This is a genomic window from Streptomyces sp. DSM 120436 (genome assembly GCF_055778765.1).
Genome location: NZ_JBSKBS010000001.1, coordinates 4,248,951 through 4,273,436 on the forward strand (window position 1 = coordinate 4,248,951; position 24,486 = coordinate 4,273,436).

Genomic DNA, 24,486 nt, shown 5'->3' on the forward strand with positions numbered 1-24,486 from the left:
GCCGGCGCGGTCAAGGCGCGGTCAAGGCCCGGTGTGCCTCACCGCGACGCCCGGGGCGCCGCGCCGCGCGCCGCCGGGGGCCGCCCCGGGAACGGCAGCACGACGTCCCCGGCGACCGCGGCCGGGTGGCCCACCGTGCCGAGGCTCAGCAGCACGTGCCGTTCCGCGACCTCCTCGGCGGTGAGCGGGCCGTCCTCGCGGAACCAGTTGGCGACGCCCTGGCACATCACGAGCACCGAGCGCACCGCGTCGGCCGGGATCGGGGTGGTGAACACGCCCTGGGCGCGCCCCTCCTCGACCGTGTCCAGCAGCATGTGCTCCAGATAGTCGCGAAGGGCGACGTAGCGGGCCCGGTTCTGCGGCTCCAGACTGCGTATCTCCGTGTCCAGAAACGCCAGTTGGCGGCGGTGGGTCATGTACAGCACGATCGACTCGACCATGCCGCAGAAGCGGGCCAGCGGGTCGTCCCCGGCCTCCCGGGCCGCCGCCCGGCAGCGGTCCAGGACGTCCTTGATGGACGTCTCCAGCAGCGTCGCCAGCAGTGCCTGCTTGTTCTCGTAGTGGTAGTACAGCGCGGGCACGGTGACCCCCACCCGGCCCGCTATGTCCCGGACCGACGTGCCGTGGTAGCCCTGCTCGTTGAAGGCCCGCATGGCGTGCATCAGGATCGGGTGCAGATCGAGCGGGGCGTAGGAGCGCCAGTGCCCCGCCGACGGGGTGGTCTCCTGGCCGGGCGCGGTGTTCAAGGGCTCTCCTCCGGTGCTGCGGCGGTCGGCGGCATCGTACGGCGGTGTGTCCGGCCCGCCTCCCTCCCGCGCTTAGCGATCGTTCAGGAGATCGTGGCGCACGACGGCCGACCCGCAGTCACTTTCCTCCTCCTCGCCGACAAAGACAAGTACTGCACGGGGAGTTGACCGCTCCGTCTCCCGCTCCTACGTTGAGCGAACGCTCAGTAAGTCCCCGGTCGTGGGCGGTTGCTCCGCCGCGCACCGAGAGAGGAACCCATGAGCCCCACTTCCACCCACCCTCCCGGCCGCACCGTCGCGGGCCCGCTGGACGGGGTGCGCGTGGTCGAACTGGCCGGCATCGGACCCGGACCGTTCGCCGCGATGCTCCTCGCCGACCTGGGCGCCGACGTGGTGCGGGTGGACCGCCCCGGCCGCGCCCCGCTCGGCGGCGACCCCGCCCGCGACCTGACCAACCGCAACAAGCGGTCCGTCGTCGTCGACCTCAAGGCGCCCGAAGGACCCGCCGCCGTGCGGGCGTTGGCGGCGCGCGCCGACATCCTGCTGGAGGGGTGCCGGCCCGGCGTCGCGGAGCGGCTCGGCGTCGGCCCCGACCGGTGCATGGCCGACAACCCCGCGCTGGTGTACGGCCAGATGACCGGCTGGGGGCAGGACGGCCCGCTGGCCCCCCTGGCCGGGCACGACATCGGCTACATCGCCACCGCCGGCGCCCTGTCCATGATCGGGGCCTCCGGCGGCCCGCCCGTCTTCCCCGCCAACCTGCTCGGCGACTACGCGGGCGGCTCCCTCTACCTCACCACCGGCGTCCTCGCCGCCCTGCTCACCGCCCGCGCCACCGGCCGGGGCCAAGTCGTGGACGCCGCCGTCGTGGACGGCACCGCCCACCTCACCAGCCTCTTCTGGGGCATGCTCGCCGAGGGCACCTGGCGCGACGAACGCGGCCGCAACCTCCTCGACGGCGGCTGCCCCTACTACGCCGTCTACGAGACCTCCGACGGCGACTGGATGGCGGTCGGCGCCCTGGAACCGCACTTCTACGCCGTGTTCGTCTCCCTGCTCGGCCTGGACGCCGACGAGCTGCCCGACCGCACCGACCCGCGCGCCTGGCCCGCCCTGCGCGCCGCGTTCACCGCCCGCTTCAAGTCCGCCACCCGCGCTCGCTGGACGGCCGTCTTCGAAGGCACCGACGCCTGCGTCGCCCCCGTGCTCTCCCTCCAGGAGGCGGCCGGGCACCGGCACCTGACCGCGCGGGGCACGTACACCGAGGCGCACGGCGTGACCCAGCCCGCCCCCGCACCCCGCTTCTCCGGCACCCCCGGCACGCTCCGGCGCCCGCCGGCCGTCCCCGGCGCCCACACCTTTGACGTGGCCCGCGACTGGGACGTGCCCGACCTGCTGAAGGACCACACCTGATGGAGCTGTCCTCACCCCTGGCCTACGCGGAGGACCCGCGCACCGCCGCCGACCGGGCCGCCGCCCTGGAGTCCGCCGGGCTCGACGCCGTGTGGGTCGCCGAGGCGTACGGCTTCGACTCCCCGACGATCATGGGCTACCTCGCCGCGAGGACACGGCGCCTGCGCATCGGCTCCGCGATCCTCAACGTCTACTCCCGCACTCCCGCCCTGATCGCCCAGACCGCCGCCGGACTCGACGCCGTGAGCGGCGGGCGCGCCGTCCTCGGCATCGGCGCCTCCGGACCGCAGGTCGTCGAGGGCTGGCACGGCCGCGTCTACGACCGCCCGCTGGGCCGCGTCCGCGAGGTCGTCGAGCTGTCCCGGCGGATCTGGCGGCGCGAGGTGATCGAGCACCACGGCATCACCGACCTGCCCGTCCCGCCCGAGAAGGGCGGCACCCTCGGCAAACCCCTGAAGCTCCTCAACCACCCCGTCCGCGACACCGTCCCGGTGTACCTCGCCGCCCTGGGCCCGGCCAGCGTCCGCACGGCCGCCGAGATCGCCGACGGATGGCTGCCGTTCCTCTACGCCCCCGAACACGCGGCGAAGGTCTGGGGCCCGTCCCTCGCCGAGGGCGCCGCCCGGCGCGACCCCGCGCTCGGCCCCCTCCAGGTCGTCGCGGGCGGCCTGCTCGCCCTCGGCGACGACGCCGAAGCCGTGCGCGACCTCATGCGTCCCACCGTCGCCCTCTACGTCGGAGGCATGGGCGCGCCCGGCCGCAACTTCTACTTCGACCTCGTCCGCTCCTACGGCTACGAGGCCGCCGCGACCGCCATCCAGGAGCACTACCTCGCCGGACGCAAGAAGGACGCGGAGGCCGCCGTGCCGGCCGAACTGCTGGAGCAGCTCTGCCTGGCCGGCCCCGAGGGCTACGTCCGCGACCGCGTCGAGGTCTTCCGCGAGGCGGGCGTGACCATGCTCAACGTCACCCCCGTCGGCCCCGACCCCGCCCGACTGATCGAGCACGTGAGGAGCTGGCTGTGACGACCCCGGAGCGCACCCTGTACGGCCCCGGCCACGAGGCCTTCCGCGAGACGGTGCGGACCTTCCTGACGAAGGAGGTGCTGCCGCACCACGAACGCTGGGAGCGGGACAGGGCGGTGGACCGCGAGGTGTGGCGCTCGGCCGGCCGCCAGGGCCTGCTGGGCCTGGCGGTCGACGAGGAGTACGGGGGCGGAGGGACCGACGACTTCCGCCACAGTGCCGTCCTCATCGAGGAGTTCGCCCGCGCCGGCGCCTCCGGGCTGGCGCTGAGCCTGCACAACGACATCGTCGGCCCGTACCTCACCCGTCTGGCGAACGAGGAGCAGAAGCGCCGCTGGCTGCCCGGCTTCACCTCCGGCGACCTGGTCACCGCCATCGCCATGACCGAACCCGGCGCCGGCTCCGACCTCCAGGGCATCCGCACCACCGCCACCGACCAGGGCGACCACTACCTGCTCAACGGCGCCAAGACGTTCATCTCCAACGGCATCCTCGCCGACCTCGTCGTCGTGGTCGCCCGCACCACCCCCGAGGGCGGCAGCGGCGGGCAGAGCCTGCTGGTCGTCGAGCGTGACATGGACGGCTTCGAACGCGGACGCAACCTCGACAAGATCGGCCAGAAGGCGCAGGACACCGCCGAGCTGTTCTTCACCGACGTGCGCGTGCCCAAGGAGAACCTGCTGGGGGAGGAGAACCGGGCCTTCGCGTACCTCATGGGCAACCTCGCCCAGGAACGGCTGGCCATCGCCGTCGGCGCCGCCGCCGCGGCCGAGGAGATCCTCGACGTCACCACCCGCCACGTGAAGCAGCGCGAGGCGTTCGGCAGGCCGCTCGCCGGGCTCCAGCACATCCGGTTCGAGATCGCCGAGATGGCCACCGAGAACGCGGTCACCCGCGCCTTCGTGGACCGCTGCGTCGCCGACCACAGCGTGGGCCGGCTCGACGCCGTGCACGCCTCGATGGCCAAGTGGTGGGCGACCGAGCTGAACAAGCGCGTGGTCGACCGCTGTCTGCAACTCCACGGCGGCTACGGCTACATGAGCGAGTACAAGGTCGCCAGGGCGTTCCTCGACAGCCGCGTCCAGACCATCTACGGCGGCACCACCGAAATCATGAAGGAGATCATCGGCCGCTCCCTGCTGCGCTGAGCGCCGGCCGGCCCCGCACCCCCGCCCCGGCCTGGAAGGCCTCCTCGTGAGCACCGAGGCGTATGTGTACGACGCGATCCGCACCCCGCGCGGGCGCGGCAAGGCGAACGGCGCCCTGCACGGCACCAAGCCCATCGACCTGGTCGTCGGGCTGATCCACGAGATCCGCGCCCGCTTCCCCGGGCTCGACCCGGCCGCCGTCGACGACATCGTGCTCGGCGTCGTCGGGCCGGTCGGTGACCAGGGCTCCGACATCGCCCGGATCGCCGCCATCGCCGCGGGCCTGCCGGACACGGTGGCCGGCGTGCAGGAGAACCGCTTCTGCGCCTCCGGGCTCGAAGCGGTCAACATGGCCGCGGTGAAAGTCCGTTCGGGCTGGGAGGACCTGGTCCTCGCGGGCGGCGTGGAGTCCATGTCCCGTGTGCCCATGGCCTCCGACGGCGGCGCCTGGTCGGCGGACCCGCGCACCAACCACGACACCGGCTTCGTTCCGCAGGGTGTCGGCGCGGACCTCATCGCCACCATCGAGGGCTTCTCCCGGCGGGACGTCGACGAGTACGCCGCGCTCTCCCAGGAACGGCCCGCTCCCGACACCGGGTACGCCCGCAGGGGCCTTCCCCCCACGCCCCGGTCCCCCCAGACGTTCTCTCCCCGACCCGCAACGCAAGGAGGCCCCGATGACTTCGCCGTCCCGCACCGCAGGCGACCCGCCCGACGACCCCGCCGCCCGCACCCTGCCCCAGCTCCTGGCCCGCAACGCGCACGCGTACCCCGGCCTGCCGGGCCTCTCCTGGCAGTCGGACGACCCCGACGCCGACTGGGCGACGCTCACCTGGGGCGAGATCCACGCGCACACCCGCGGCCTCGCCGCCGGCTACCGGGCCCTCGGCGTCGGCCGCGGCGACCACGTGCTGATGATGATGGCCAACCGGTCCGAGCACTGGCTGTCCGACCTGGCGCTGGTCCGCCTCGGCGCGGTCCCGGTGAGCGTCTACGGCACCGCGGCCCCCGAGCAGATCACCCACATCGCGCGCAACTGCCGCGCCCGCCTCGCCGTCGTCGGCGGAGCGGACCAGCTCCCGGTGTGGGAGCCGCTGCTGGCCGACCCCGACACCCCGCTGGAACGGCTCGTGGTGGCCGACGCGAGGGCCGAGGGCGCGCACGTGCCGTACGCGTCGCTGCTCCGTGAGCCGGTGCCGGAGGAGTTCGGCAAGGAACTGGACACCGCCCGTCCCGAGGACCCGCTGACCGTCGTCTACACCTCCGGCACCACCGGCGAGCCCAAGGGCGTCGTCCTCACCCACCGGGTGGTGCTGTCCAACGCGCTCGCACTGGACGCCGTGGTGGAACTCCCGCCGCACGTCGAGCACATCTGCTACCTGCCGTTCGCACACATCGCCGAGCGGATGCTGGGCATCTACCTGCCCTGTCACCGCGCGTCGCACGTCTACCTGTGCGCCGACCCGACGAAGGTCGGCGAGGTGGTGCGCACGGTGCGCCCGGCGCAGTTCTTCGGTGTGCCGCGCATCTGGGAGAAACTGTCCGCCGCCGTGCGGGCCGTGCTCTCGCTGATGCCGGACGACCGACGGGCCGTCATCGACGCGGCGTTCGAGGTCGCGCGCGAGCACGTCGGGTACCGCGAGCGCGGCGAGGTGCCGCCGCCCGGGCTGGAGGAGCGTTACACCCGCGTCCGCAAGGAGGTGCTGCTGCCCATGCTGGCGGCCGGCGGCCTGGACCGGGTGACCTGGTCGGCCAGCGCGTCCGCGCCCATGCCGGCCGACGTGGTGAGGTTCTGGGCCGGGTTCGGCGTCGTCATCATGGACGCCTGGGGGCTGACCGAGACCACCGGCGTCGCCACCAGCAACAGCCCGAGGACCGGTTTCCGGCTCGGCTCGGTGGGCCGCCCGGTGGAGTCCGTGGAGCTCCGCATCGCCGAGGACGGCGAGATCATGGTGCGCGGCACGTCGGTGTTCGACGGCTACCTCCAGCCGGACGGCTCCGTGCGGTCCGCGCTGGACGCCGACGGCTGGCTGGCCACCGGCGACATCGGCCGGATCGACGAGGACGGCTACCTGTGGCTCACCGACCGCAAGAAGGAGATGATCATCACCTCGACCGGCAAGAACGTCTCGCCGGCCCTGGTGGAGAACACCCTCAAGGAACACCCGCTGATCGGCCAGGCCATGGTGCACGGCGACAACCGCTCCTACCTCGTGGCCCTGCTCGTCCTCGACGCGGAGGCCGCCCCGGCGTGGGCGGCGGCGCACGGGATCGAGACCGACGGGGGGCCGGCGGCGCTCGCCGGACACCCCGGGATCCGGGCCGAGGTGGACCGCGCGGTGGCCGCCGCCAACACCCGCCTCAACCGCACCGAGCAGGTCAAGCGGTACCGGCTGCTGGCCGAGGAGTGGGGCCCGGCGACCGGTGAGCTGACGCCGTCGCTGAAGATGCGGCGCCGCGTCATCCGCGACAAGTACGCCGGCGACCTGACCGCGCTCTACGACGACTGACCGCGGTCGCCCCCCGACCGGGTCCTTCTCATCGGTTTTCCTGGTGGTCGATGGTGTTGCCGGTGTGGGTGTCGGTGCCCGCGGGTCAGGCGGCCCAGCTGCCGGTGGACTTCGCGTCCGAGCGGAACTCGAAGGCGAACAGGGCGCCGTCCCGCACGTTGCTCGCGATGACGTTCCACTGCCCGGCGCGGGCGAGGGTGTAGTTCGCCTGGCACTCCAGGCGGCCGTTGGTCTCGAAGCAGACCTTCACGTAGCGGTTCGTGTTGGGCTTGAGGTTGATGTCGGCGCACGCGCTTGAGGTGCTGAACACATCGCCCGCCGGGAGCCAGTACGTTCCGGCCGGCTTGAGGTAGCTGTTCGCGCCGCCGTAGCAGGAAGCCCGCGCGATGTCGTGTGCCTGGGCCGCCGGAGCGAGGCCGAGGGCGCCGCCCGCGAGTACGGCCGATATCGCGGTCGCGGTGATGCGCTGACGCATGGGCATGAGGTCTCCCCTTGGGATCGACGAGTCGGGTGGGTGCTCCGGCCGGGGCGGCACCGAGCCTGCTGGAGTGGGCCGGACGGGGACAAGAGCCGTCGCTGTCCCGGACAGCTCACTGACTGTCCGGCCTGGTCAGCGCCTTGTCCGGGTCTTGTTCGGGGCTTGTCCGGATCATGAGGACCGTGGCGGGAAACGGGATTGTGCGGCCGATCGGGCAGGGCCGACGATGTGCGGCATGGAGATCAGAGGGTCCGTTGATCCCCGACAGGCGCGTGACACCGCTGAGTTCATCACCGCCATGCGGGAGCTCAAGGAACGGGCGGGGCTGACGTACCGCCAGTTGGAGGAGCGCGCCACCGGGCACGGCGAGGTGTTGCCGCGCAGCACCCTGGCCGATGTGCTGCGCGGCCGGACCCTGCCGCGTCCGGAACTGCTGGCCGCCTTCGTACGAGCCTGCGGGGACGGCGAGCGGGTGGCGCAGTGGCTGGCGGCCCGGGACGGCCTCGCCCGAGGGGAGGCGACCGAGGAGAGGGGCGCGGATCCGAGGCGGGGCGTCCGCCTCGGTGCGCGGGTGTTCGGGCTTCCCGTCCTACCGGCGTCGGTGGTCCTGGTGGCGCTCCTGGCCGCCGCCGTCTGGGCTCTGGTCCCCTCCCGGGACGACGGCGGCTCGAAGGACGCCGGAGGCGAGGGTCTCGCCGCGGCCGACGCACGGTCCCCGTTGCCCGAGGGCCGTGTGCAGATCCGTCCGGTCCTGGTGGACGGCCTTTGTCTGACGGACGGCCACAGCAGCCGGTACACGTCACTGGTCGCCGTGCAGCGGCCGTGCGACGAGGTCGCGCCCCAGGAGACGACGCTGGTTCCGCTCGGCGGGAACACCTTCCGGATCCGCTGGTACCACCCCGACCACGGCCCCGGCTGTCTGAAGGCCCTGGCCGGGGGGCCGGGTTCCGGGCTGCTGGAGCCGTGGGGCGACTGCGGGAAGACGACCCCGTTCCGGATCGCGCCGGCCGGGCCGGACGGAAGCCGACGGTACTCGCTGCGTGTCGACGGCCGGGGCTGCGTGGGCGTCAGCGACGCGGACACCTCGGAGGGAGCCGAGGCCGTGGTGGAGCCGTGCCGACCGGAGGACAGCCAGGTCTTCGTCATCCGGTCGGCGCCGTGAGCTCGAGAGCCGACCTCGCCGTTCGGACACGACCCTCGGCCGTGCCGGCTGGGCGTTTCCACCCGGTGCGGCCCCGGTAGGCGCGCGTTGACCGCGCGCGGAAGCGCCGGCCGGAGGTGTTCGAATCCGCAGGGTGAATCTCGAGCTCAGAGCCCGTACGTCTTGCCGATGACGTCCCGCTGGATCTCGCTCGTCCCGCCGTAGACCGTGGAGACGACCGCGGCCCGCAGATGGCGCTCCATGTCGAACTCCGTGGTGTAGCCGTAGCCGCCCATCATCTGCATGCCCTCCAGCGCGGTGCGCTTGGCGAGTTCGGTGGCCTTCAGCTTGGCCATCGACGCCTCGCGCGGGAAGAGTTCGTCCGGCCGCGCGTCGCAGTCCAGGGCCACCTCGCGCACCAGCAGCCGCGTGCACTCGATCTCGGTGGCCAGGTCCGCGACCCGGTGCCGCAGCGCCTGGAAGGAGCCGACGGGCCGCCCGAACTGCTCCCGTTCACGGACGTAGGCGACCGCGTCGTCGAAGGCGCGGCGGGCCAGGCCGAGCATGTTGGCGGCCAGGAACAGCCGTTCGTGGTCGAGGCCGGCCATCAACTGCCTCCACCCGCCGTTCACCTCGCCGACGACGGAATCCGCGGGCAGGCGTACGTCCGTGAGGTGGACGTCGTTGACCTCGCGGCCGCGCATGGTCTCGATGCCCCGGATCTCCACGCCCGGCGTGCCGGCGGGCAGGTGGAACATGGTCAGCCCGCCGTGCTTGTCCTCGCCGGTGCGGGCCACCAGCAGGATGCTCCCGGCGCAGTGCGCGTTGGAGATCCAGGTCTTCTGGCCGTCGATCACCCAGGTGCCGTCCCGCTCCCGGCGGGCCCGGCAGCGCAGCGCCCCGACGTCCGACCCGGCCCCCGGTTCCGACATCGCGATCGCCAGCACGTCGCCGCGGACCGCGCCGGACAGCACCTCCCGCCGCTGCCGCCCGGTGCCGAACCGCTCGTACGCCTTCGCCGTGATCACCGTCGTGATGAAGCCGCCGCACGGCACCATCCCGTACGACGTCTCCTCCAGGAACAGGCAGGCGTCGGCCGTCCCGCCGCCGGCGCCGCCGTACTCCTCGGGCAGGCAGATCCCGAGCCAGCCCAGGTCGGCGAGGCGGCGGTACAGCTCCGGGTGGTGCGCCTCGCGGCCGCCGTCCGTCAGCGCGTCGCGCTGTTCCCGGGTGCCGCACTCGCGCTTGGCGAAGTCGCGTACGGCCGCCGCGAACGCGGCCTGTTCCTCGGTGAGTCGACTGCCCATCTGGTCCTCCGGGATGCGGGTGCCGGTCGGCGGCTCGGTCGGGTGGGGCGCGTTCTGAAGATACAAAGATATGGTAGTTGTATCATCGCCTCTCGGGGAGTCGTTCGCCGGTATCGTGAGGAGCACCATGAGAACTGACACGAACGACTCGTGGCTCGCCCGGGTCCTCGCCCGGCCCGAGCCCGAGGACGACACGGCGCGGCGGATCCTCGACGCGGCCCTGGAGCAGTTCACCCTCCTCGGCGTGCGCCGTTCCTCGGTGGACGACGTCGCCAAGCGGGCCGGTGTCTCCCGGGTGACCGTCTACCGGCGCTTCCAGACCAAGGACCGCCTGGTCGAGGAGACCCTGCTGCGCGAACTGAGCCGGTTCTTCGCCCGGCTCGACGCGGTGGTGGCGGGCCTGCCGACCATGCGGGAGCGGGTCGTCGAGGGGTTCGCCGTCGCCCTGCGCCACAGCCGCGCCCATCCGCTCCTCGGCGGCATGCTGCGGCTGGAGCCCGAGGTGGTGCTGCCGTACCTGACCGTGCAGGGCGGCTCCTCGCTGTCCGCCACCGTCGAGTACCTGACGGGGCATCTGCGCCGGGCGCAGCAGGCGGAGGGCCGGCCCGACCAGGACCCGCGTCCGGTCGCCGAGCTGATGGTGCGGGTCGCCGTGTCCTTCCTGCTCAACCCGTCGAGCTGCATCGAGATGGAGGACGAGGACCAGGCCCGCGCCTTCGCCCGGCGCTATCTGGCCCCGCTGCTGGACGCCTGACCGCCCCGGCGGCGACGGGCAGGCGTCCCCGCGCCGTTCAGCGCCGCCGGTGCAGCGCACGCGCCAGCCGCACCGCGCGCTCGCGGGTGGCCGCCGGGACCGCGAAGGAGGTCAGCGCGATCGCCGGGGCGAACCGCTGGACCGTCATCGACTGCACGGAGGTGAACGCCCGCAGCCCCTCCGCGCCGTGGATCCGCCCGAACCCGGAGTCCTTCGACCCCCCGAACGGCAGCGCGGGCACCGCCGCGAAGCCCAGCACCGAGTTCACCGACACCGCGCCCGCGCGCAGCCGCGCCGCGATCGCCGCCCCCGTGCGCCCGCTGCCGCAGAACACCGCGGCCCCGAGGGCGTAGCGGGAGGCGTTGGCGCGCTCCACGGCCTCGTCCACGCCCGCCACCGCGTTGACCACCACGACCGGTCCGAACGTCTCCTCCGTCATCGCCGCCGCGTCCTCCGGCACCTCGGTCAGCACCACCGGGGCGACGTAGGGCGCCCGCACCGACGCGGGCCCGCCCAGCAGTGCCCGTCCGCCCGCCGCGACGGCGCCGCCGACGTGCCGCTCGACGACGGCGGTCTGGCCGGGCAGCGTCATCGGCCCGTAGGCGGCGTCCGCGCCGGCCCCCGTGGGCAGCGCCGCGGCCCGCTCCACCACCCGCGCGCACAGCTTCTCGTGGATCTCCCGCACCGCGTAGACGCGCTCCACGCCCGCGCAGGTCTGCCCCGCGTTGCTCAGCGCGCCCCACACGATCGCGTCGGCCGCCGCGTCCAGGTCGGCGTCGGCGGTGACGATCACCGCGTCCTTGCCGCCGCACTCGGCGAGGAACGGCGTCAGCGTCTGCGCGCACACCGCCATCACCTTCCGCGCCGTCCCCGGCGACCCGGTGAACGCCAGCTTGTCCACCCCGGAACGGGCCAGCGCGTCCCCGGTCGCAGCCGCCCCCGTGACCGTGGTGAGCAGCCCGGCGCACTCGGGCGCGGCCGAGTCGAACAGCTCCGCCAGCAGCACCCCCGTGCCCGGCGTCAGCTCCGACGGCTTGAACACCACCGCGTTCCCCGCGGCGAGGGCGTACCCGAGGGAGCCCATCGGGGTGTAGAGGGGGTAGTTCCAGGGGCCGATCACGCCGACGACGCCCAGCGGACGGTGGACCAGCGAGGCCCGCTGATGCGCCGTGAACAGCCCGGTCCGCACTCTCCTGCGGCCCAGCACCCGTGGGGCGTTGCGGGCGGCCCACGCCAGGTGCTCCAGCGTGAGCACGACCTCCAGCGCGGCGTCACCGGCCGGCTTCCCGGTCTCCTCCGCGATGGTGCGGGCCACCGTGCCCAGGTCGTCGGCGAGCGCCTTCTTCCAGCGCAGCAGCAGGTCACGGCGGCGCGACGCGGGCAGCGCCGCCCACCCCGCCTGCGTGGTGCGGGCGCGGGCCACGGCACGGGCGACGTCCTTCGGCCCGTGCACCGGGTACTCGGCGAGCCGCTCGCCGGTCGCGGGGGAGTGCGTGGTGAACGTGGTGGCGGAGGCGCGCGGGGCGGCGCCCGGGATGGTCCCGGTCATGGGGTCTCCTCATGAAGGGACCGGACGGCGGACGGCCGCGACGGCCCGGGGACCGTGCCGGGCGATTCCTCGTCCGGCGGTTTCTCGTCCGGCGGTTTCTCGTCCGGCGGTTCCTCGTCCCGCAGCGGCAGGGCCGGACGGGAGTGCGCCCAGTGCGGGCCCAGGTCGTCCAGGGTCCAGCCGAAGGGATAGGTGCGCGCCTTCGGGCGACGCGGGAACCGCTCCGGCCGGGCCGGCAGCAGCCGGAGGGCAACGGCGCGCAGGCGCAGCGCCCGGTGCGCGACCGCCCGCAGCCAGGCCGGCTGCGGGCGGAACCCGAGCGCCGCCAGCAGCGGTTCGTCGAGCACGGCCAGCGTGGCCCGTACGGCGATCCGGCGCAGCGGGGCCGGGTACCAGGCCGCCATGACGCGCAACGTGGCCGCGGCGACCCGGCGGTTGGCGGGGTCGTAGGCGAACATCTCCCGCTCGTAGGCGTCGTGGAGCCGCTCGAACTCGGCGTAGGTGCCGGGCACCGAGGAGATGCCCATCATCTCGCCCATCCGCCGGCCCACCAGCGCCAGGCTCTCGGTCTCCTGCGCGCACAACGGCCGCCACCCGTACCGGTCGATCCACCGCTTCGGCCCCACCACCGTGGTGGCCAGCACGTACAGGAAGTCCTCGTTGGGGATGCGGTACCGGCCGTGGATGCGGTTGAGGTGACGGGCGGCGGCCCGCCCGTGCTCCGAGTCCATCCCGTCGCGCACCATCTCGTACGCGATCAGCACCGTGTCGTCGTAGCGCTTCTGCCCGGCACGCTCGAACTCCTGCGTGCGGTCCAGCAGTCGGGAGATCCGGGGGACGCCGTAGTCGCGCAGGAACGCGACCGACGTGCCGTGCAGGTAGTCGCGGGGGAACTCGTACCGGGTGATCCAGCGGTAGATCTGCTCGAAGTCCCGCTGCGGATCCATCTGCCGCATCCGGGCGAGCCTGCGGTGACGGCCCATGCTGATCCCTCCTGTCGGCAACGCGGCCACCGGCTCGCCGGGCGAGGGACCGGAGGCGACGGAGACGTGGAACACGGCCCTGGTGTGCAACGGAGATACTGAAATTATTGACTTGTAACATCGGGCGTCAAGAGCGCGGACGCGTTCAGGGGCGGTTCCGGGAACGCCGGCGCCGGGGGGACACCCCGCAGGTCCACCGTCACCACAGAGCGGCGCGCGCCGGAAAATACCCGGCGCGTACGGGCCCCGGCGTGACAAGCTGTGCTGGCCCGTTCCCGGACCCAGGAGGTCACCATGACCGCAGAACCGCCCGCCACGGAAGGTCCGGAGCCGGCCGCCGCCGCGACGTCCCCGGTCACGCCGGACGACGACGGCGCCTACGACCTGAAGCGCAAGTTCCGCGAGGCCCTGGCGCGCAAGCGCGGCGCCCAGGCGGAAGCGGCCGAGGCCGTGGGCAACCCGAACGCGTCCAAGGTGCGCGCCACGCACGGTCCGGCGACGGGCCGGCGGTCGTTCCGCCGCAAGAGCGGCTGAGCCGGTCCGTCCCGCCCCGTCCGTGACCCGCGCGGTTCACGGGCGGGGGCGCGGGAGCCCCGCCCTCACCACCGGTTGCGGGCCTCCTCCGCCCAGCCGGTGAGCTCGTCGAGAGCCACCCAGGAGCCGTCGTCGGCGCGGGCGCGCCCCGTGAAGCTCCCGAAGCACTGGTGCGTGTCGTTGGACACCACCCCCAGGCTCGTCCTGGCGGTCCGTACGTGGAAGGGGCGGAACTCCGCCTCCACCCGGGGCCCGTTGATCCGCCACGGACGCAGCCAGTCCGTACGGTCGTACTCCCAGACGAGTTCGTCGCCGATCTTGTGCAGGCGGCCGTCGACGAACAGGGCGTTCTCCGTCGCACCCGTGCCGTCGGTCCACCGGCCGCCGAGCTGGACCGCCCGCCCCGGCGCGCAGCCCGCCGCCCAGTTCCACGTCATGGAGTACGGCCACTTGCCGCGCCCGTGGTCGAGGACGGCGAAGGAGTCGGACGCGTCGAACGCGACCTCCCGCGAGCCGAGCGTCAGGCGGCCGTGGACGGGGCGGCCGAGGTCCTTCACCGTGTACTGGAAGCGGCGCTCGCCCCACGGCACCACCACGCCCAGCGACTCGCGCCCCGGCACCAGCGGCGCCTCGGCCTCCAGCCGGACACCGGGAGCGGCCGCGCTGATCGTGGTGCCCTCCGCGTGCTGGACGAACTCCAGCGTCACCCCGCCGCCCCGCGCGGACGCGGTCCCCGTCCCGCTGCGGTCCGGCATGCGCACGCCCCTCGCCAGCGGCGTCACCGCGTCCTCGGCCAGTTCGCGGCCGGTGGCCCGGTCCAGCACGTACACGCCGTGCGTGCCGGCGTAGTCGAGGGAGGAGGCGACCAGGCCGACGACGTGCGACGGCGTGACGATGCCCCAGTACTCCCAGCGTTTGACGCGCCCCCACCCGCGCAGGTTCGCCCGGTGCAGCGGCCGCCGGGTCCAGCCGACCGCCTCCGGATCGAGCCGCCCGTCGGGGAGGCACAGGTCGACGGGGGAGGTGATCTCACGTTCGGCGGTCATGTCAGCGCGGCCCTTTCGCCCGGGTGACGCGGCCCGGCCGGGTCCAGCGGACCCCGGGCACGGTCACCTGTGTCCGTGCCCCGTCATACCGTGGGACACGACCGCGGCGTACGCCGCCCCGGAAAGCGCGACGGGCCGTCCGGGAACTCCTGTTCCCGGACGGCCCGTTCCTCCCGCACCTCGTCCCCGGCCCGTACGCGCCACCCTTGTGAGGAACGACGACCGCCGGCCGTCACATCTGGTTGCGCCGTGCGCGGCGGGCGGCGCGGCGGCGCAGCCGGAGCGGCAGCACGTACCAGCACAGCCCGAACCACAGCATGACCCCGCCGACCAGCACCTCGGCGAGCACGCCCGGCACGACGAACCGCAGGATCAGCAGCAGCGTGCAGCCGATGGTGAGCGCGAGCAGCACCATCCCGCACACCATCAGCCGCCCGGCCATCTCCACCACTTCGTCCTTCATCCGCTGCCCGGACAGGAAACGGTGGATGGACACCGGAGCGATCAGCGCGCCGGTGGCGGACGCGCCGAACACCACGGTCATGACGTAGATGACCTTGTCCAGCGTCTCCAGTTCGCGGAACAGCGGGGTGAAGGCCACGCTGAGCAGGAAGCCGAAGAGGATCTGCACACCCGTCTGCGTGACGCGTGTCTCCTGCAGCACCTCGTTCCAGCGGCGGTTCACCCGCTCGCGCGCCGACTCCGGCGGCTCGCCACCGGGCCACGAGGCGTGGGCGTCCTGGTGCGCGCAGCAGACGCTCTGCTTCTCCATCGGCTCGGCCGGCTGCTCCGTCATCGTCATGGCGTCCTCCCCTGTTCCAGGCGGACCGTTTGCCCCGATCAGCGCCGGTCATGCAAGATCCGGGGCAAACGAGGCCGACCGCACACGCCGGGCCACGGCGCCCCGTGCCCGGCCGCACGGCGAGCGCCCCGCGGCCCGCCGACGGCACCCCCGAGACCGCGCCGGGGAAGCGGGACCGGGGCCGATCCGCGGCCGGACGTCGTTGGTAAGGTTCGGCTGACCTAACCTGCGCGCCCGTACGGTGTCGCCGCTCCGAAGGACTCACGCATGCCCGGCAGCCCACCCCAGCCCCGTACGCCCCGGGCGGTGTTCGCCGCGGCACTGCGGCGCCACCGCGGGCGGCTCATGGCCGGCTGGCTGCTGCTGGCGCTGCACCAGGCCGCGGAGGCCACCGTCCCGATCGCCATCGGCCTGGTCATCGACCGCGCCGTGGCCACCGGTGACGTCACCGCGCTGCTCTGGTCCGTCGCCGGCCTGACGGCGCTCTTCACCGTCCTCGCCTACGCGTACCGCCTCGGCTCCCGGCAGGGCGTGACCGCGATGGAACGGGAGGCGCACCTGCTGGGCGTCGACGTGGCCCGCGCCGCCCTGGACCCGCGCGGCCGCCGTACGGAGCTGCGGACCGGCGAACTCCTCACCATCGCCTCGTCGGACGCGCAGCGGGCCGCGTCGATCATCCACGCGGTGTCCTTCGCGGTCGCCGCGGTCGTCGCCATCGTCGTGTCGTCCGTGGCCCTGCTCCTCATCGACGTGCCCCTCGGCCTCGGCGTGCTGGTGGGCGTGACGCTCTCGGTCCTGCTCAACGGCTGGGTCGGGCCCCGCCTCACCCGGCACAGCGCCGTGCTCCAGGAGGCCACGGGACGCGTCACGGCCCTGGCCGCCGACCTCCTCGGCGGGCTGCGCACCCTGCGCGGCATCGGGGCCCGGAGCGCCGCCTCCGACCGCTACCGGGCGACGGGCGAGGAAGCGCTGAAGGCGGGCCTGCGCACCGCCACCACCACCGGACTGCACCGGGGCGTGACGACGACGAGCAGCGGACTGTTCCTCGCCGCGGTCGCCGGGTTCGCCGGCTGGTCGGCGCTCGACGGACGTCTGACGGTCGGGCAGCTCGTGACGGTCGTCGGCCTCGCCCAGTTCATCGCCGAGCCGCTGAACACCCTCGGCTTCTGCGGGCAGCTCCTGGCGCAGGCGAGGGCCTCCGCCCGCCGCTGGGCCGACGCCGTGGACGCCCCGCCGCTGACCGTCCCGGGCCCCCGCGACCAGGCGCCGGGACAGGCCGACCTGACGCTGCGCCGCGTCACCCACCGCACCCTGGACGGCCTCGACCTGCACGCCCCGCACGGGCAGCTCACCGCCGTCGTCGCCCACGACCCGCGCGACGCCGACGCGTTGCTCGCGGTGATCTCCGGCCGCGCGGCCGGGCACGGGGGAGAGGTCCTGACCGGCGGGGTGCCCGCCGCGGACCTCACCCTCGACGCGCGACGGCGCACGGTGCTCGTCGAGGAGCACGACGTCGCCCTGTTCGAGGGCAGCCTGCGGGACAACCTCACGGCGGGCGCGGACCACGACGACGCGGCGGTCGCCGACGCGGTGAGCGCCGCCGCGGCCGACGACATCGTCGCCCAGCACCCGGCCGGCCTCGGCCACCGCGTCACCGAACGCGGCGGCTCGCTCTCCGGCGGACAGCGGCAGCGCATCGGCGTGGCCCGCGCGCTGCTGGCGTCGCCGCCCGTGCTCGTGCTGCACGACCCGACCACGGCCGTCGACGCGGTGACGGAGGAGGCGATGGCCCAAGGACTCGCCGACCGGCGCCGCGGACACTGCACCGTCGTGGTCACCAGCAGCCCCGCGCTGCTGGCGCGCGCCGACCGGGTCGTCGTGGTCGAGGGCGGACGCGCCGTGCGCACCGGCACCCACAGCGAACTCGCCGCGTCGGACCCGGCGTACCGGAAGGCGGTCCTGCGTTGAACGAGCGGACGGACGACGTGACACGGCCCGGACAGCAGGACGCGCCCCCGGCCGCGGAGACCCCCGGCGGCCCCCGGCAGGACCTGCTGCCCATCGCCTCCCCCCGGCGCACCTGGGCGCTGCTCCGCGCCGAACTGGCCGGCCACCGGCGGCTCACGGCGGCCGCCGTGGTGGTGACGCTGCTGGCCAGCACCGCCGGGCTCGTCGCCCCCTGGGTGCTCGGCGGCCTCGTGGACGACGTGCGGGCCGGCGCCGGGACCGACAGCCTGCTGTCCGTGGTCGTCACCCTGGTGGCCGCCGCCGTCGCCGCCGGGGTGCTCACCGGACTCGGCGCCGCCCTGGTGGCCCGGCTGGGCGAGACGGTCCTGGCCCGCATCCGCGCCCGCGTGCTCGACCGCGCGCTCCACCTGCCCTCCGCGGTCCTGGAACGGGCGGGCACCGGCGACCTGCTCTCCCGCACGGGTGACGACGTCGCCGTCGTCACCGCCGCCGTCTCCGCCGTCGTACCGCAGCTGGTGAGCGCCCTGTTCACCGTGGTCCTCACCGGCGCCGGACTGTTCGCCCTGGACTGGCGGCTCGGCCTCGCCGGACTCGCGGCGGCCCCCGTGTACGTGCTCGCGCTGCGCTGGTACCTGCCGCGCTCCGGCCCGCTCTACGCCGAGCAGCGCGTGGCGACCGGCGCACGCACCCAGGTGATGGCGGCCGCCCTGAGCGGTGCGTCCACCGTGCTCGCCCACCGGCGCGAGGCCGAGCACGTGGCGCGGGTGGAGGAGCGGTCGGCCGAGGCGCGCGACGTGTCCCTCACCGTGTTCCGGCTGTTCACCCGGTTCGGCTCGCGGATCAACCTCGCCGAGCTGATCGGGCTCACCGCCGTCCTCGTCACCGGCTTCCTGCTGGTGCGGGCCGACGCGGTGACCGTGGGCGCGGTGACGGCCGCGGCGCTCTACTTCCACCGGCTGTTCAACCCGATCGGCTTCCTCGTCATGCAGTTCGACGACGTCCAGGAGGCCGGGGCGAGCCTGGCGCGGCTCGCCGGGATCGCCGGCATGAGCCCGCCGCCCGAGCCCGAGGCCCCCGAGACGCCGGCCGACGCGGGCCTCGAACTGCGCGGCGTCACCCACGCGTACGGCGACCGGACCGTGCTGCGGGACGTCACGCTGACGGTCACCCCCGGCGAGCGGGTGGCGCTGGTCGGCGCCAGCGGCGCGGGCAAGACCACGCTCGCCTCCGTCATCGCCGGCGTGCTGGAGCCCACGGCCGGCACCGTACGGCTGGGCGGGGCGCGCCTGGACCGGATCGGGGAGAGCCGGCTGGGCCGGCATGTGGCCCTGCTCAGCCAGGAGTTGCACGTCTTCCACGGCACCCTCCTCGACAACGTGCGGCTCGGCCGCCCCGAGGCCGACGACGAGGCGGTGCTGGCCGCGCTCGACGCGGTGGGCGCCCTCGGCTGGGCGCGTGCGCTGCCGGACGGTCCGGCCACCCGGGTCGGCGAGGGCGCGCACCCGCTGACCGCCGCCCAGGCGGGGCACGTCGCCCTGGCCAGACTGGCGTTGGCCGACCCGCCGGTGGCGGTGCTGGACGAGGCGACGGCCGAGGCGGGCAGCGCGGGCGCCCGGGTGCTGGAGGAGGCCGCCGAGGCGGCGACCCGCGGCCGGACCACGCTGCTGGTCGCGCACCGGCTCACCCAGGCCGAACGCGCCGACCGGATCCTGGTGCTCGACCAGGGCGCCGTGGTGGAGAGCGGAACGCACGACGAACTGCTCGCGGCGGGCGGGCGCTACGCCGCGCTGTGGTGGAGCTGGACGGGACTGCGCTCCGCCGCCCCGGACGAGCCGCAGCCGTACGTTCCGGCGCCCCGGTAGCGGACGAACGCGCTGACCAAGGCCAGACCCTGGTGGTGAGGCGGTTGCGCGTTCCTGACCGAACAGCACTCGCCGGTGTCCTGTTCGTGCTGCGGACCGGTGTCGCCTGGCGGACGTCCCGGCGGAAACCGTGGGCTGTTCCGGCGCGGCCTCCATGACGTCACCCAGCTTCTGCCCCTGCTCGACACGGTCCCGCCGATCCGGGGAGTTCGGGGACGTCCCCGCCGCAAGCCCCGGGGTGTGTACGCCGACCGGGGCTACGACTTCGACAAGCACCGCCGCCCACGGCTCCGGACCGGGCAAGGGCCGCTGGGCGGTCGAGCGTGCCTTCGTCTGGCCGCACCAGTTCAAACAGCTCCGCGCCGATTCCCACCAGGGCAGGCTCGAGCACCGGAACGCCGGCGCCAGGGCACACCGGCCGGGGTGACGCACGACGGGCGATGTCTGTCAGTGCCCCGGCGTCACCGCCCCGTTCCCCTTCGACGCGACGCTTCGCACCGGTGACCCGGGATTCAGGGCGGTGGCCCGGCCTCGAGACGAACGGCTACCTCTTGAGCGCGACTCCCGCGACGGAGACGTCGGGCGCGTCCGTCTCGGGCGCGTCGGGGTCCGGGCGCCAGGAGGCCGTGGCGACGACCCCGGGCTCCACCAGGTCCAGCCCGGCGAAGTACGCGGCGATCTGCTCCGGCGACCGGAGGTGGTAGGTGTTGGCGGACTGCTTGTTGTACGCCGCGACCGCCGTGTTGAGCGCCTCGTTCGAGTCCGTGCCGTCGCTCAGCGCCAGGTAGCTGCCCGAGGGAAGGCCGGACAGCAGGGCGCTCACCAGGTCCGCCGGCCGCTCGGCGTCGGAGATCTGGCCCACGATCCCGAGCATGGTCAGGGCGACCGGGCGGCTGAAGTCCAGCGTCCTGGCCGCCTCGGCCAGGATCCGCTCCGGGTCGCGCACGTCCGCGTCCACGTAGGCGCAGGCCCCCTCGGGGCTGCTGGTGAGCAGCGCCTCGGCGTGCACCAGCACCAGCGGGTCGTTGTCCACGTACACGATGCGGCTCTCGGGCGCGATGCGCTGCGCCAGTTCGTGGGTGTTGTCCGCGGTGGGCAGTCCCGTGCCGATGTCCAGGAACTGGCGGATGCCGGCCTCCTGCACGAGGAAGCGCACGGCGCGCGCGAGGAACCGCCGCTGCAGCCGGGCGACGGCGGCGAACTCCGGGAACGTGGTCAGGATGGCGTCGCCGACCTCGCTGTCGACGGGGTAGTTGTCCTTGCCGCCCAGGAGGTAGTTCCAGACCCGGGCGGAGTGCGGACGGTCGGTCTGCAGTCTGTCCCTGATGTCGCCGCGCGAGGATTCGGGGGATTCCATGGATTCCATGGGCATAGCTTCACACAAAGTGGTGAAGGATTTGATCAAGTACCCCCTCGCAGAACGGACTTCCGCGGAAAAGGCGGACGCGGAGCGTCGAACGGAGCCCGGGTGCGTGAGGGGGAGCCGGCCCGGGGCGGGGCCGGGCCGGCGGTGCCGGACGGTCAGGGAATGGTCAGCGAGCAGACGCGACTGCCGGGGTCGAAGACGCGCAGGTCCCGGATCATCTTGTGGGCGAGGAACAGATGTCCGCGCTGGTCGGGGTGGAGCCCGTCCCCCAGGAGGCGGGTGGGCGCGCTGCCGCCGTGGGCCGCCAGCCAGTGGGCGTGGTGGTCGACGAGGACGACACCGTGTTCCCGCGCGACCTCCCGCATGGTCTCGGCGTAGTCGCCGAGCGCCGTGCGGTTGCTCCATCGGGCGAGGTCGACGGGGTTGGGGGTCTGCAGGACCGGTACGACCCCGCCGGGCAGGGCGCGGACGGCGTCGACCAGCCGGACGAGGTTCGCCCGGTAGACCGCCCGGCCGATGCCCGGGGTCGCGACGTCGTTGGTGCCCAGCATGACCGACACGACACGCGGGGAGAACGCCGTCACCCGCTGGGGGAACGCGGCCACCAGATCGGCGGTGGTGGCGCCGCTGACACCGGTGTCCACCACGAAGTCGGTGTTCTTGGGCTTGCCCAGCTCCCAGCGGACGCGCTCCTGGAAGTGCTCCGCGTAACTGCGCCAGCCGTTGGTCCACAGCGCGCCGTGCGTGATGCTGTCACCGGTGATCACCCAGTTGGCGGGGGTGTCGGAGTTGAGGATCCCCGAGAGGGCGCCGAAGTCCGCGAGGTCCACCCGGACGCTCTCGGCCTGCAGTTCCGCCTGGGTCAGCACCCGGTCGTAGACGGCGACCCGGCGGATGCCGCCGGTGTAGAACCACTCACCTCCCGGATGGGTGCTGTCGACGTTGCGTCCCACGTTGACCGAGGCCAGGCCGGGGACGGCGGAGAAGAACCGGGTGTTCGCCAGGGTCAGCACGGGGCGGCCGTCGGCGTGGAAGGTCGTGCCCTGACCGGAGACCGTCACGGCGAAGGTGTGCCAGGCGCCGTCGTCGTACATCGTGCGGGTGAGGCGGTTCACCAGGACGGCGCCCCGGTCCCGGACGACGAACTGCAGGGCGCCGCCGGCCAGTCCGAGGAAGACCTCGCTGGACGGCTCCAGCGGGTTCGACACGCCGAGGAGGGTCATCGCCAGATTGCGGCTGGTGGTCCTGCAGGTGGCGAGGACCGTGCCGGTGCTCAGCCCCCTGACGGCGGACACCTGGGCGGAGAGGTCGGTGTACGACGTGCCGTCGTACGTCCTCTCGATCCGGTGGTCCAGCACGGGGCCGACGGTCTGCGCGGCCAGCGCCCGGCCCGTGGAGACGGTCATCGCGGCGGCCAGGGAGCCGGCGGCGGTCAGTACGGCTCGTCTTCGCATGGGAATCGCCCCTCGTGAGGTCCGGCGGCCCATGCGGGCCGCCTCGGTCGAGTCGTGAGGTGTCCGGTGTCGTGTGACGCGGCGGGGAGGGCGGGATCCCGCCCTCCCCGCCGCGTCACGGCGCCCCGTCGGTTCAGGACTGCGGGACGAAGTCCCACGTCTGGATCGCGCCGGACGCGGCCGGCCGCTGGGAGATCAGCCCCCCGTCGGCACCGGAGGCCAAGGTCAGCAGCAGGCCGCTGGACTTGGAGGTCAAGGTGTAACCGCCGTTCTTCCAGGTGGCGGTCCACCGCTGGTTCGCCGCCCCGCTGCACGGCCACTGGATGACGGCCGCCCCGGCCTCCTTGGAGTTGTCACGGACGTCCGCGCACAGGCCCGAGTGCACGTTCCGCAGGGTGTAGGAGCCGTCCGCGGTGCGGGTGACCGTCCACTTCTGGTTGTTGCCGCCGTGCCACTTCCAGCCGTGCAACTGGGTTCCCTGCTCGGTGGAGTTGGCGGGCACGTCGATGGCCTGGCCGCCCGCGGAGATCTGGTGCACGCCGTTCGACGGCCCCGTGGGAGCGGTGCAGCCCGTCGTCGACTGGTGGGCGCCGCGGTCGGGGACGCAGCCGGCCGTGACCGGGTTGCCGAAGTAGTCGCGGGCGCCGGGGGCGGCCAGGGGGCGGCCGTTGGCGAGCGCCGACGAACCGGCTCCGAGCCGGTAACCGTCCGCGTCGGCACGGGAGGTCGCGGTGCCCGGTGCGACGAGCTTCGGGTCGGCCGTCACCTTGTTCGGGTCGGCCGGCTCGCCGGCCGGGTGGTTGCCGTAGAAGACGTTCGAGTCGAAGGCCAGGCTGCCCGCGTTGATGTAGGAGGCGTCGGACGTGACCACGTGGAAGATGTTGTTGCTGAACACCGCGTTCGCGGCACCCGACCCGTTGGCGTTGTTGATGATGTCGACCGGGCGGGAGAGGTAGAAGGTGTTGTTGTAGATCTGCGTGTTGCTGGTCTTGGCGCAGACCATGTCGAAGAGCTGGCCGCCGTCGTTCTGGCTGATGTTGTACCGCACGATGTTGTCGGCGGTGGTGGAGCCTGCGCCGTTGCACAGGAGGATGAAGCCACCCTCGTTGTCGTGGCTGTAGTTGTACTGGTAGATGGTGCCGATGTTGCCCTCGTCGATGTCCAGGCCCTGGCCGTCGCACTCGCTCTTGCCGCCGCTGACCTCGTTGAACTGGTACAGCGCGCGGTTGGTGTTCCAGCCCCAGATGCCGGCCGCGCAGTGGGCCGGTTCCCGCTCGCGGAAGCCGTCGACCCTGTTGTGCTCGACGAGCGCGCCCTCGGTGTGGTGCGGCACGATCGCGTCACCGCCGATGTCGGTCACGGTGTTGCCGCGGATCACGATCCGGGTCTGCGGCGTCCAGGGGCCGCAGGTGGTGCCGCAGTTGGGGTTGTTCAGCTCCGGCCGCGTCATCCAGCGCGTCCAGAAGTGGATGCCGTAGCGGTCGACGGTCCGGACCGTGTTGTTCTCGACGACCACGTCGTCGAACTTGGTCGGCGTCGTGTGGCCGAGGACCTCGAAGAAGATGCCCGCGCTCGCGTCGTCGTCCTTCTTGGTCTGGTTGCCGTTCACGTCGTGCACGTCCAGCCCGCGGATCCGGTAGTACGTTCCCGTTCCGGAGTCGGTGCGGGTGATGTGGACGCCGCGCCTGGTCGCCGCGGTGGTCCCCTTGTTGGAGATGTCGAGGTCGGCGATCTCCCAGTACTCCTGGTCCGCGAGCCGGACCACGTCCGTCACCTGGCCGGCGCCCGCCAGCTTCGGCTTGGCGCCGCTGCCGTAGGCACCGATCCGGATGGGGTTGCCCGGGGCTCCCGAGCCCTTGGGGAAGAGCTGCTGCCCGGTGCAGGTGGAGCCGCGCTTGAGGAGGATCGCGTCACCGGGCTGGAACGTACGGGCGTTGACCGTGGACAGGGCGTTCCAGGGCCTGGCCTGGCTGCCGTCACCGCCGACGGCGGCGCCGCAGTCCACGTGGAAGGTCTGGGCCTGCTCCGCAGCCTGGGCGGAGGGCGCGGCCCACACCGAGGCGAGGGGGAGTGACAGGGCGGACAGGAGGAGAGTCAGTCTTCGGAGGCGCACGGTGTCTCCCTGCGGGGTCGCCGGACGAATGGGGAGCCGCGATGTGCTCGTGCACACCGGTCGGAGATGAGAGAAGACGTCTGATGTCTTGACCACCGGACGGTAGGAGACCTGTCAGGACACAGTCAAGGGTGCGTGCCGCGCCTTTTTCCCGCGACGCGGTCCCTCCGCGCCGACACGGTTGGCATCGATAACATCGTCTGTCATAGTTCCCGTGACGTGCTTCATGGGAGAGCCATGCCGCACCTCGGAGTCTCGTGCGTGATCCCTTGCTGATCGCAGCACGC

19 protein-coding genes and 2 pseudogenes are annotated in these 24,486 nt (G+C 73.4%); 11 read left to right on the forward strand and 10 right to left on the reverse strand.

Annotated elements, in window-relative coordinates; all coding sequences use genetic code 11:
* Positions 1-38: 38 nt before the first annotated feature.
* On the reverse strand, positions 39-746 hold the full coding sequence (locus tag ACWH4W_RS18870; protein WP_473076888.1) for a TetR/AcrR family transcriptional regulator: 708 nt from the start codon (positions 744-746) through the stop codon (positions 39-41).
* A gap of 258 nt (positions 747-1,004) precedes the next feature.
* On the opposite strand from ACWH4W_RS18870, the gene ACWH4W_RS18875 reads away from it, so the two are divergent.
* The 5 genes and pseudogenes from ACWH4W_RS18875 (at position 1,005) to ACWH4W_RS18895 (ending at position 6,842) form a co-directional block, all read left to right on the forward strand.
* A complete protein-coding gene (locus ACWH4W_RS18875) occupies positions 1,005-2,159 on the forward strand; it encodes a CaiB/BaiF CoA transferase family protein (protein ID WP_473076889.1) in 1,155 nt (384 codons plus the stop codon).
* The gene (locus ACWH4W_RS18880) at positions 2,159-3,184 is read left to right on the forward strand and encodes an LLM class F420-dependent oxidoreductase (RefSeq protein ID WP_473076890.1); all 1,026 of its coding nucleotides are present in this window, start codon (positions 2,159-2,161) and stop codon (positions 3,182-3,184) included. Before ACWH4W_RS18875 ends, ACWH4W_RS18880 begins: the two co-directional genes overlap by 1 nt.
* Positions 3,181-4,332, forward strand: a complete 1,152-nt coding sequence (locus ACWH4W_RS18885; protein WP_473076891.1) for an acyl-CoA dehydrogenase family protein — start codon at positions 3,181-3,183, stop codon at positions 4,330-4,332. The genes ACWH4W_RS18880 and ACWH4W_RS18885 overlap by 4 nt, the downstream gene beginning before the upstream one ends.
* A gap of 46 nt (positions 4,333-4,378) precedes the next feature.
* Positions 4,379-4,918: pseudogene (locus ACWH4W_RS18890) on the forward strand (thiolase family protein); the annotation flags it as partial.
* A 91-nt stretch (positions 4,919-5,009) separates the two neighbouring features.
* Positions 5,010-6,842 carry an AMP-dependent synthetase/ligase gene (locus tag ACWH4W_RS18895; RefSeq protein ID WP_473076892.1) on the forward strand — a complete coding sequence of 611 codons (1,833 nt, stop codon included), beginning with the start codon at positions 5,010-5,012 and terminating at the stop codon, positions 6,840-6,842.
* A gap of 85 nt (positions 6,843-6,927) precedes the next feature.
* Here the strand turns inward: ACWH4W_RS18895 and ACWH4W_RS18900 are convergent, their stop codons facing one another.
* A complete protein-coding gene (locus tag ACWH4W_RS18900) occupies positions 6,928-7,323 on the reverse strand; it encodes a hypothetical protein (RefSeq protein ID WP_473076893.1) in 396 nt (131 codons plus the stop codon).
* Positions 7,324-7,555: 232 nt separating this feature from the next.
* Here ACWH4W_RS18900 and ACWH4W_RS18905 point away from each other — a divergent pair, with 232 nt between their 5' ends.
* Positions 7,556-8,482 carry a helix-turn-helix domain-containing protein gene (locus ACWH4W_RS18905; RefSeq protein WP_473076894.1) on the forward strand — a complete coding sequence of 309 codons (927 nt, stop codon included), beginning with the start codon at positions 7,556-7,558 and terminating at the stop codon, positions 8,480-8,482.
* Positions 8,483-8,628: 146 nt separating this feature from the next.
* Here the strand turns inward: ACWH4W_RS18905 and ACWH4W_RS18910 are convergent, their stop codons facing one another.
* Positions 8,629-9,768 carry an acyl-CoA dehydrogenase family protein gene (locus ACWH4W_RS18910; protein WP_473077546.1) on the reverse strand — a complete coding sequence of 380 codons (1,140 nt, stop codon included), beginning with the start codon at positions 9,766-9,768 and terminating at the stop codon, positions 8,629-8,631.
* Between the two features lie 127 nt (positions 9,769-9,895).
* Between ACWH4W_RS18910 and ACWH4W_RS18915 the strand changes: the two genes are divergently transcribed.
* Positions 9,896-10,522 carry a TetR/AcrR family transcriptional regulator gene (locus tag ACWH4W_RS18915; protein WP_473076895.1) on the forward strand — a complete coding sequence of 209 codons (627 nt, stop codon included), beginning with the start codon at positions 9,896-9,898 and terminating at the stop codon, positions 10,520-10,522.
* 37 nt (positions 10,523-10,559) lie between these two features.
* On the opposite strand, the gene ACWH4W_RS18920 is transcribed toward ACWH4W_RS18915, so the two are convergent.
* Together ACWH4W_RS18920 and ACWH4W_RS18925 are read right to left on the reverse strand one after the other, a co-directional pair.
* Positions 10,560-12,071, reverse strand: coding sequence for an aldehyde dehydrogenase family protein (locus ACWH4W_RS18920; protein ID WP_473076896.1), 1,512 nt, complete (start codon positions 12,069-12,071; stop codon positions 10,560-10,562).
* On the reverse strand, positions 12,068-13,054 hold the full coding sequence (locus tag ACWH4W_RS18925) for an oxygenase MpaB family protein (RefSeq protein ID WP_473077547.1): 987 nt from the start codon (positions 13,052-13,054) through the stop codon (positions 12,068-12,070). Before ACWH4W_RS18925 ends, ACWH4W_RS18920 begins: the two co-directional genes overlap by 4 nt.
* Before the next feature lie 294 nt (positions 13,055-13,348).
* On the opposite strand from ACWH4W_RS18925, the gene ACWH4W_RS18930 reads away from it, so the two are divergent.
* On the forward strand, positions 13,349-13,588 hold the full coding sequence (locus ACWH4W_RS18930; protein ID WP_365422464.1) for a DUF5302 domain-containing protein: 240 nt from the start codon (positions 13,349-13,351) through the stop codon (positions 13,586-13,588).
* A gap of 65 nt (positions 13,589-13,653) precedes the next feature.
* Here ACWH4W_RS18930 and ACWH4W_RS18935 read toward each other — a convergent pair whose 3' ends face one another.
* Together ACWH4W_RS18935 and ACWH4W_RS18940 are read right to left on the reverse strand one after the other, a co-directional pair.
* Positions 13,654-14,634: a DUF2804 domain-containing protein gene (locus tag ACWH4W_RS18935; RefSeq protein ID WP_473076897.1), complete on the reverse strand. Its 981-nt coding sequence runs from the start codon at positions 14,632-14,634 to the stop codon at positions 13,654-13,656.
* 232 nt (positions 14,635-14,866) lie between these two features.
* Complete coding sequence (locus ACWH4W_RS18940; RefSeq protein WP_365422458.1) at positions 14,867-15,436, reverse strand: DUF6328 family protein; 570 nt, start codon at positions 15,434-15,436, stop codon at positions 14,867-14,869.
* A 267-nt stretch (positions 15,437-15,703) separates the two neighbouring features.
* On the opposite strand from ACWH4W_RS18940, the gene ACWH4W_RS18945 reads away from it, so the two are divergent.
* The 3 genes and pseudogenes from ACWH4W_RS18945 to ACWH4W_RS18955 form a co-directional block, all read left to right on the forward strand.
* Positions 15,704-17,404, forward strand: a complete 1,701-nt coding sequence (locus ACWH4W_RS18945; RefSeq protein WP_473076898.1) for an ABC transporter ATP-binding protein — start codon at positions 15,704-15,706, stop codon at positions 17,402-17,404.
* The gene (locus ACWH4W_RS18950) at positions 17,401-19,266 is read left to right on the forward strand and encodes an ABC transporter ATP-binding protein (protein WP_473076899.1); all 1,866 of its coding nucleotides are present in this window, start codon (positions 17,401-17,403) and stop codon (positions 19,264-19,266) included. The genes ACWH4W_RS18945 and ACWH4W_RS18950 overlap by 4 nt, the downstream gene beginning before the upstream one ends.
* A gap of 153 nt (positions 19,267-19,419) precedes the next feature.
* Positions 19,420-19,693, forward strand: a pseudogene (locus ACWH4W_RS18955) (IS5/IS1182 family transposase); the annotation flags it as partial.
* Positions 19,694-19,810: 117 nt separating this feature from the next.
* Here the strand turns inward: ACWH4W_RS18955 and ACWH4W_RS18960 are convergent.
* The 3 genes from ACWH4W_RS18960 to ACWH4W_RS18970 all read right to left on the reverse strand — a co-directional run bounded on the left by ACWH4W_RS18960 (position 19,811) and on the right by ACWH4W_RS18970 (position 24,199).
* The gene (locus tag ACWH4W_RS18960) at positions 19,811-20,623 is read right to left on the reverse strand and encodes an SAM-dependent methyltransferase (RefSeq protein WP_473077548.1); all 813 of its coding nucleotides are present in this window, start codon (positions 20,621-20,623) and stop codon (positions 19,811-19,813) included.
* A 164-nt stretch (positions 20,624-20,787) separates the two neighbouring features.
* Positions 20,788-22,086 (reverse strand): SGNH/GDSL hydrolase family protein, encoded by a 1,299-nt coding sequence (locus ACWH4W_RS18965; RefSeq protein WP_473076900.1) that lies wholly within the window; start codon positions 22,084-22,086, stop codon positions 20,788-20,790.
* Positions 22,087-22,219: 133 nt separating this feature from the next.
* Positions 22,220-24,199, reverse strand: a complete 1,980-nt coding sequence (locus ACWH4W_RS18970) for an RICIN domain-containing protein (RefSeq protein WP_473076901.1) — start codon at positions 24,197-24,199, stop codon at positions 22,220-22,222.
* Between the last annotated feature and the right edge of the window lie 287 nt (positions 24,200-24,486).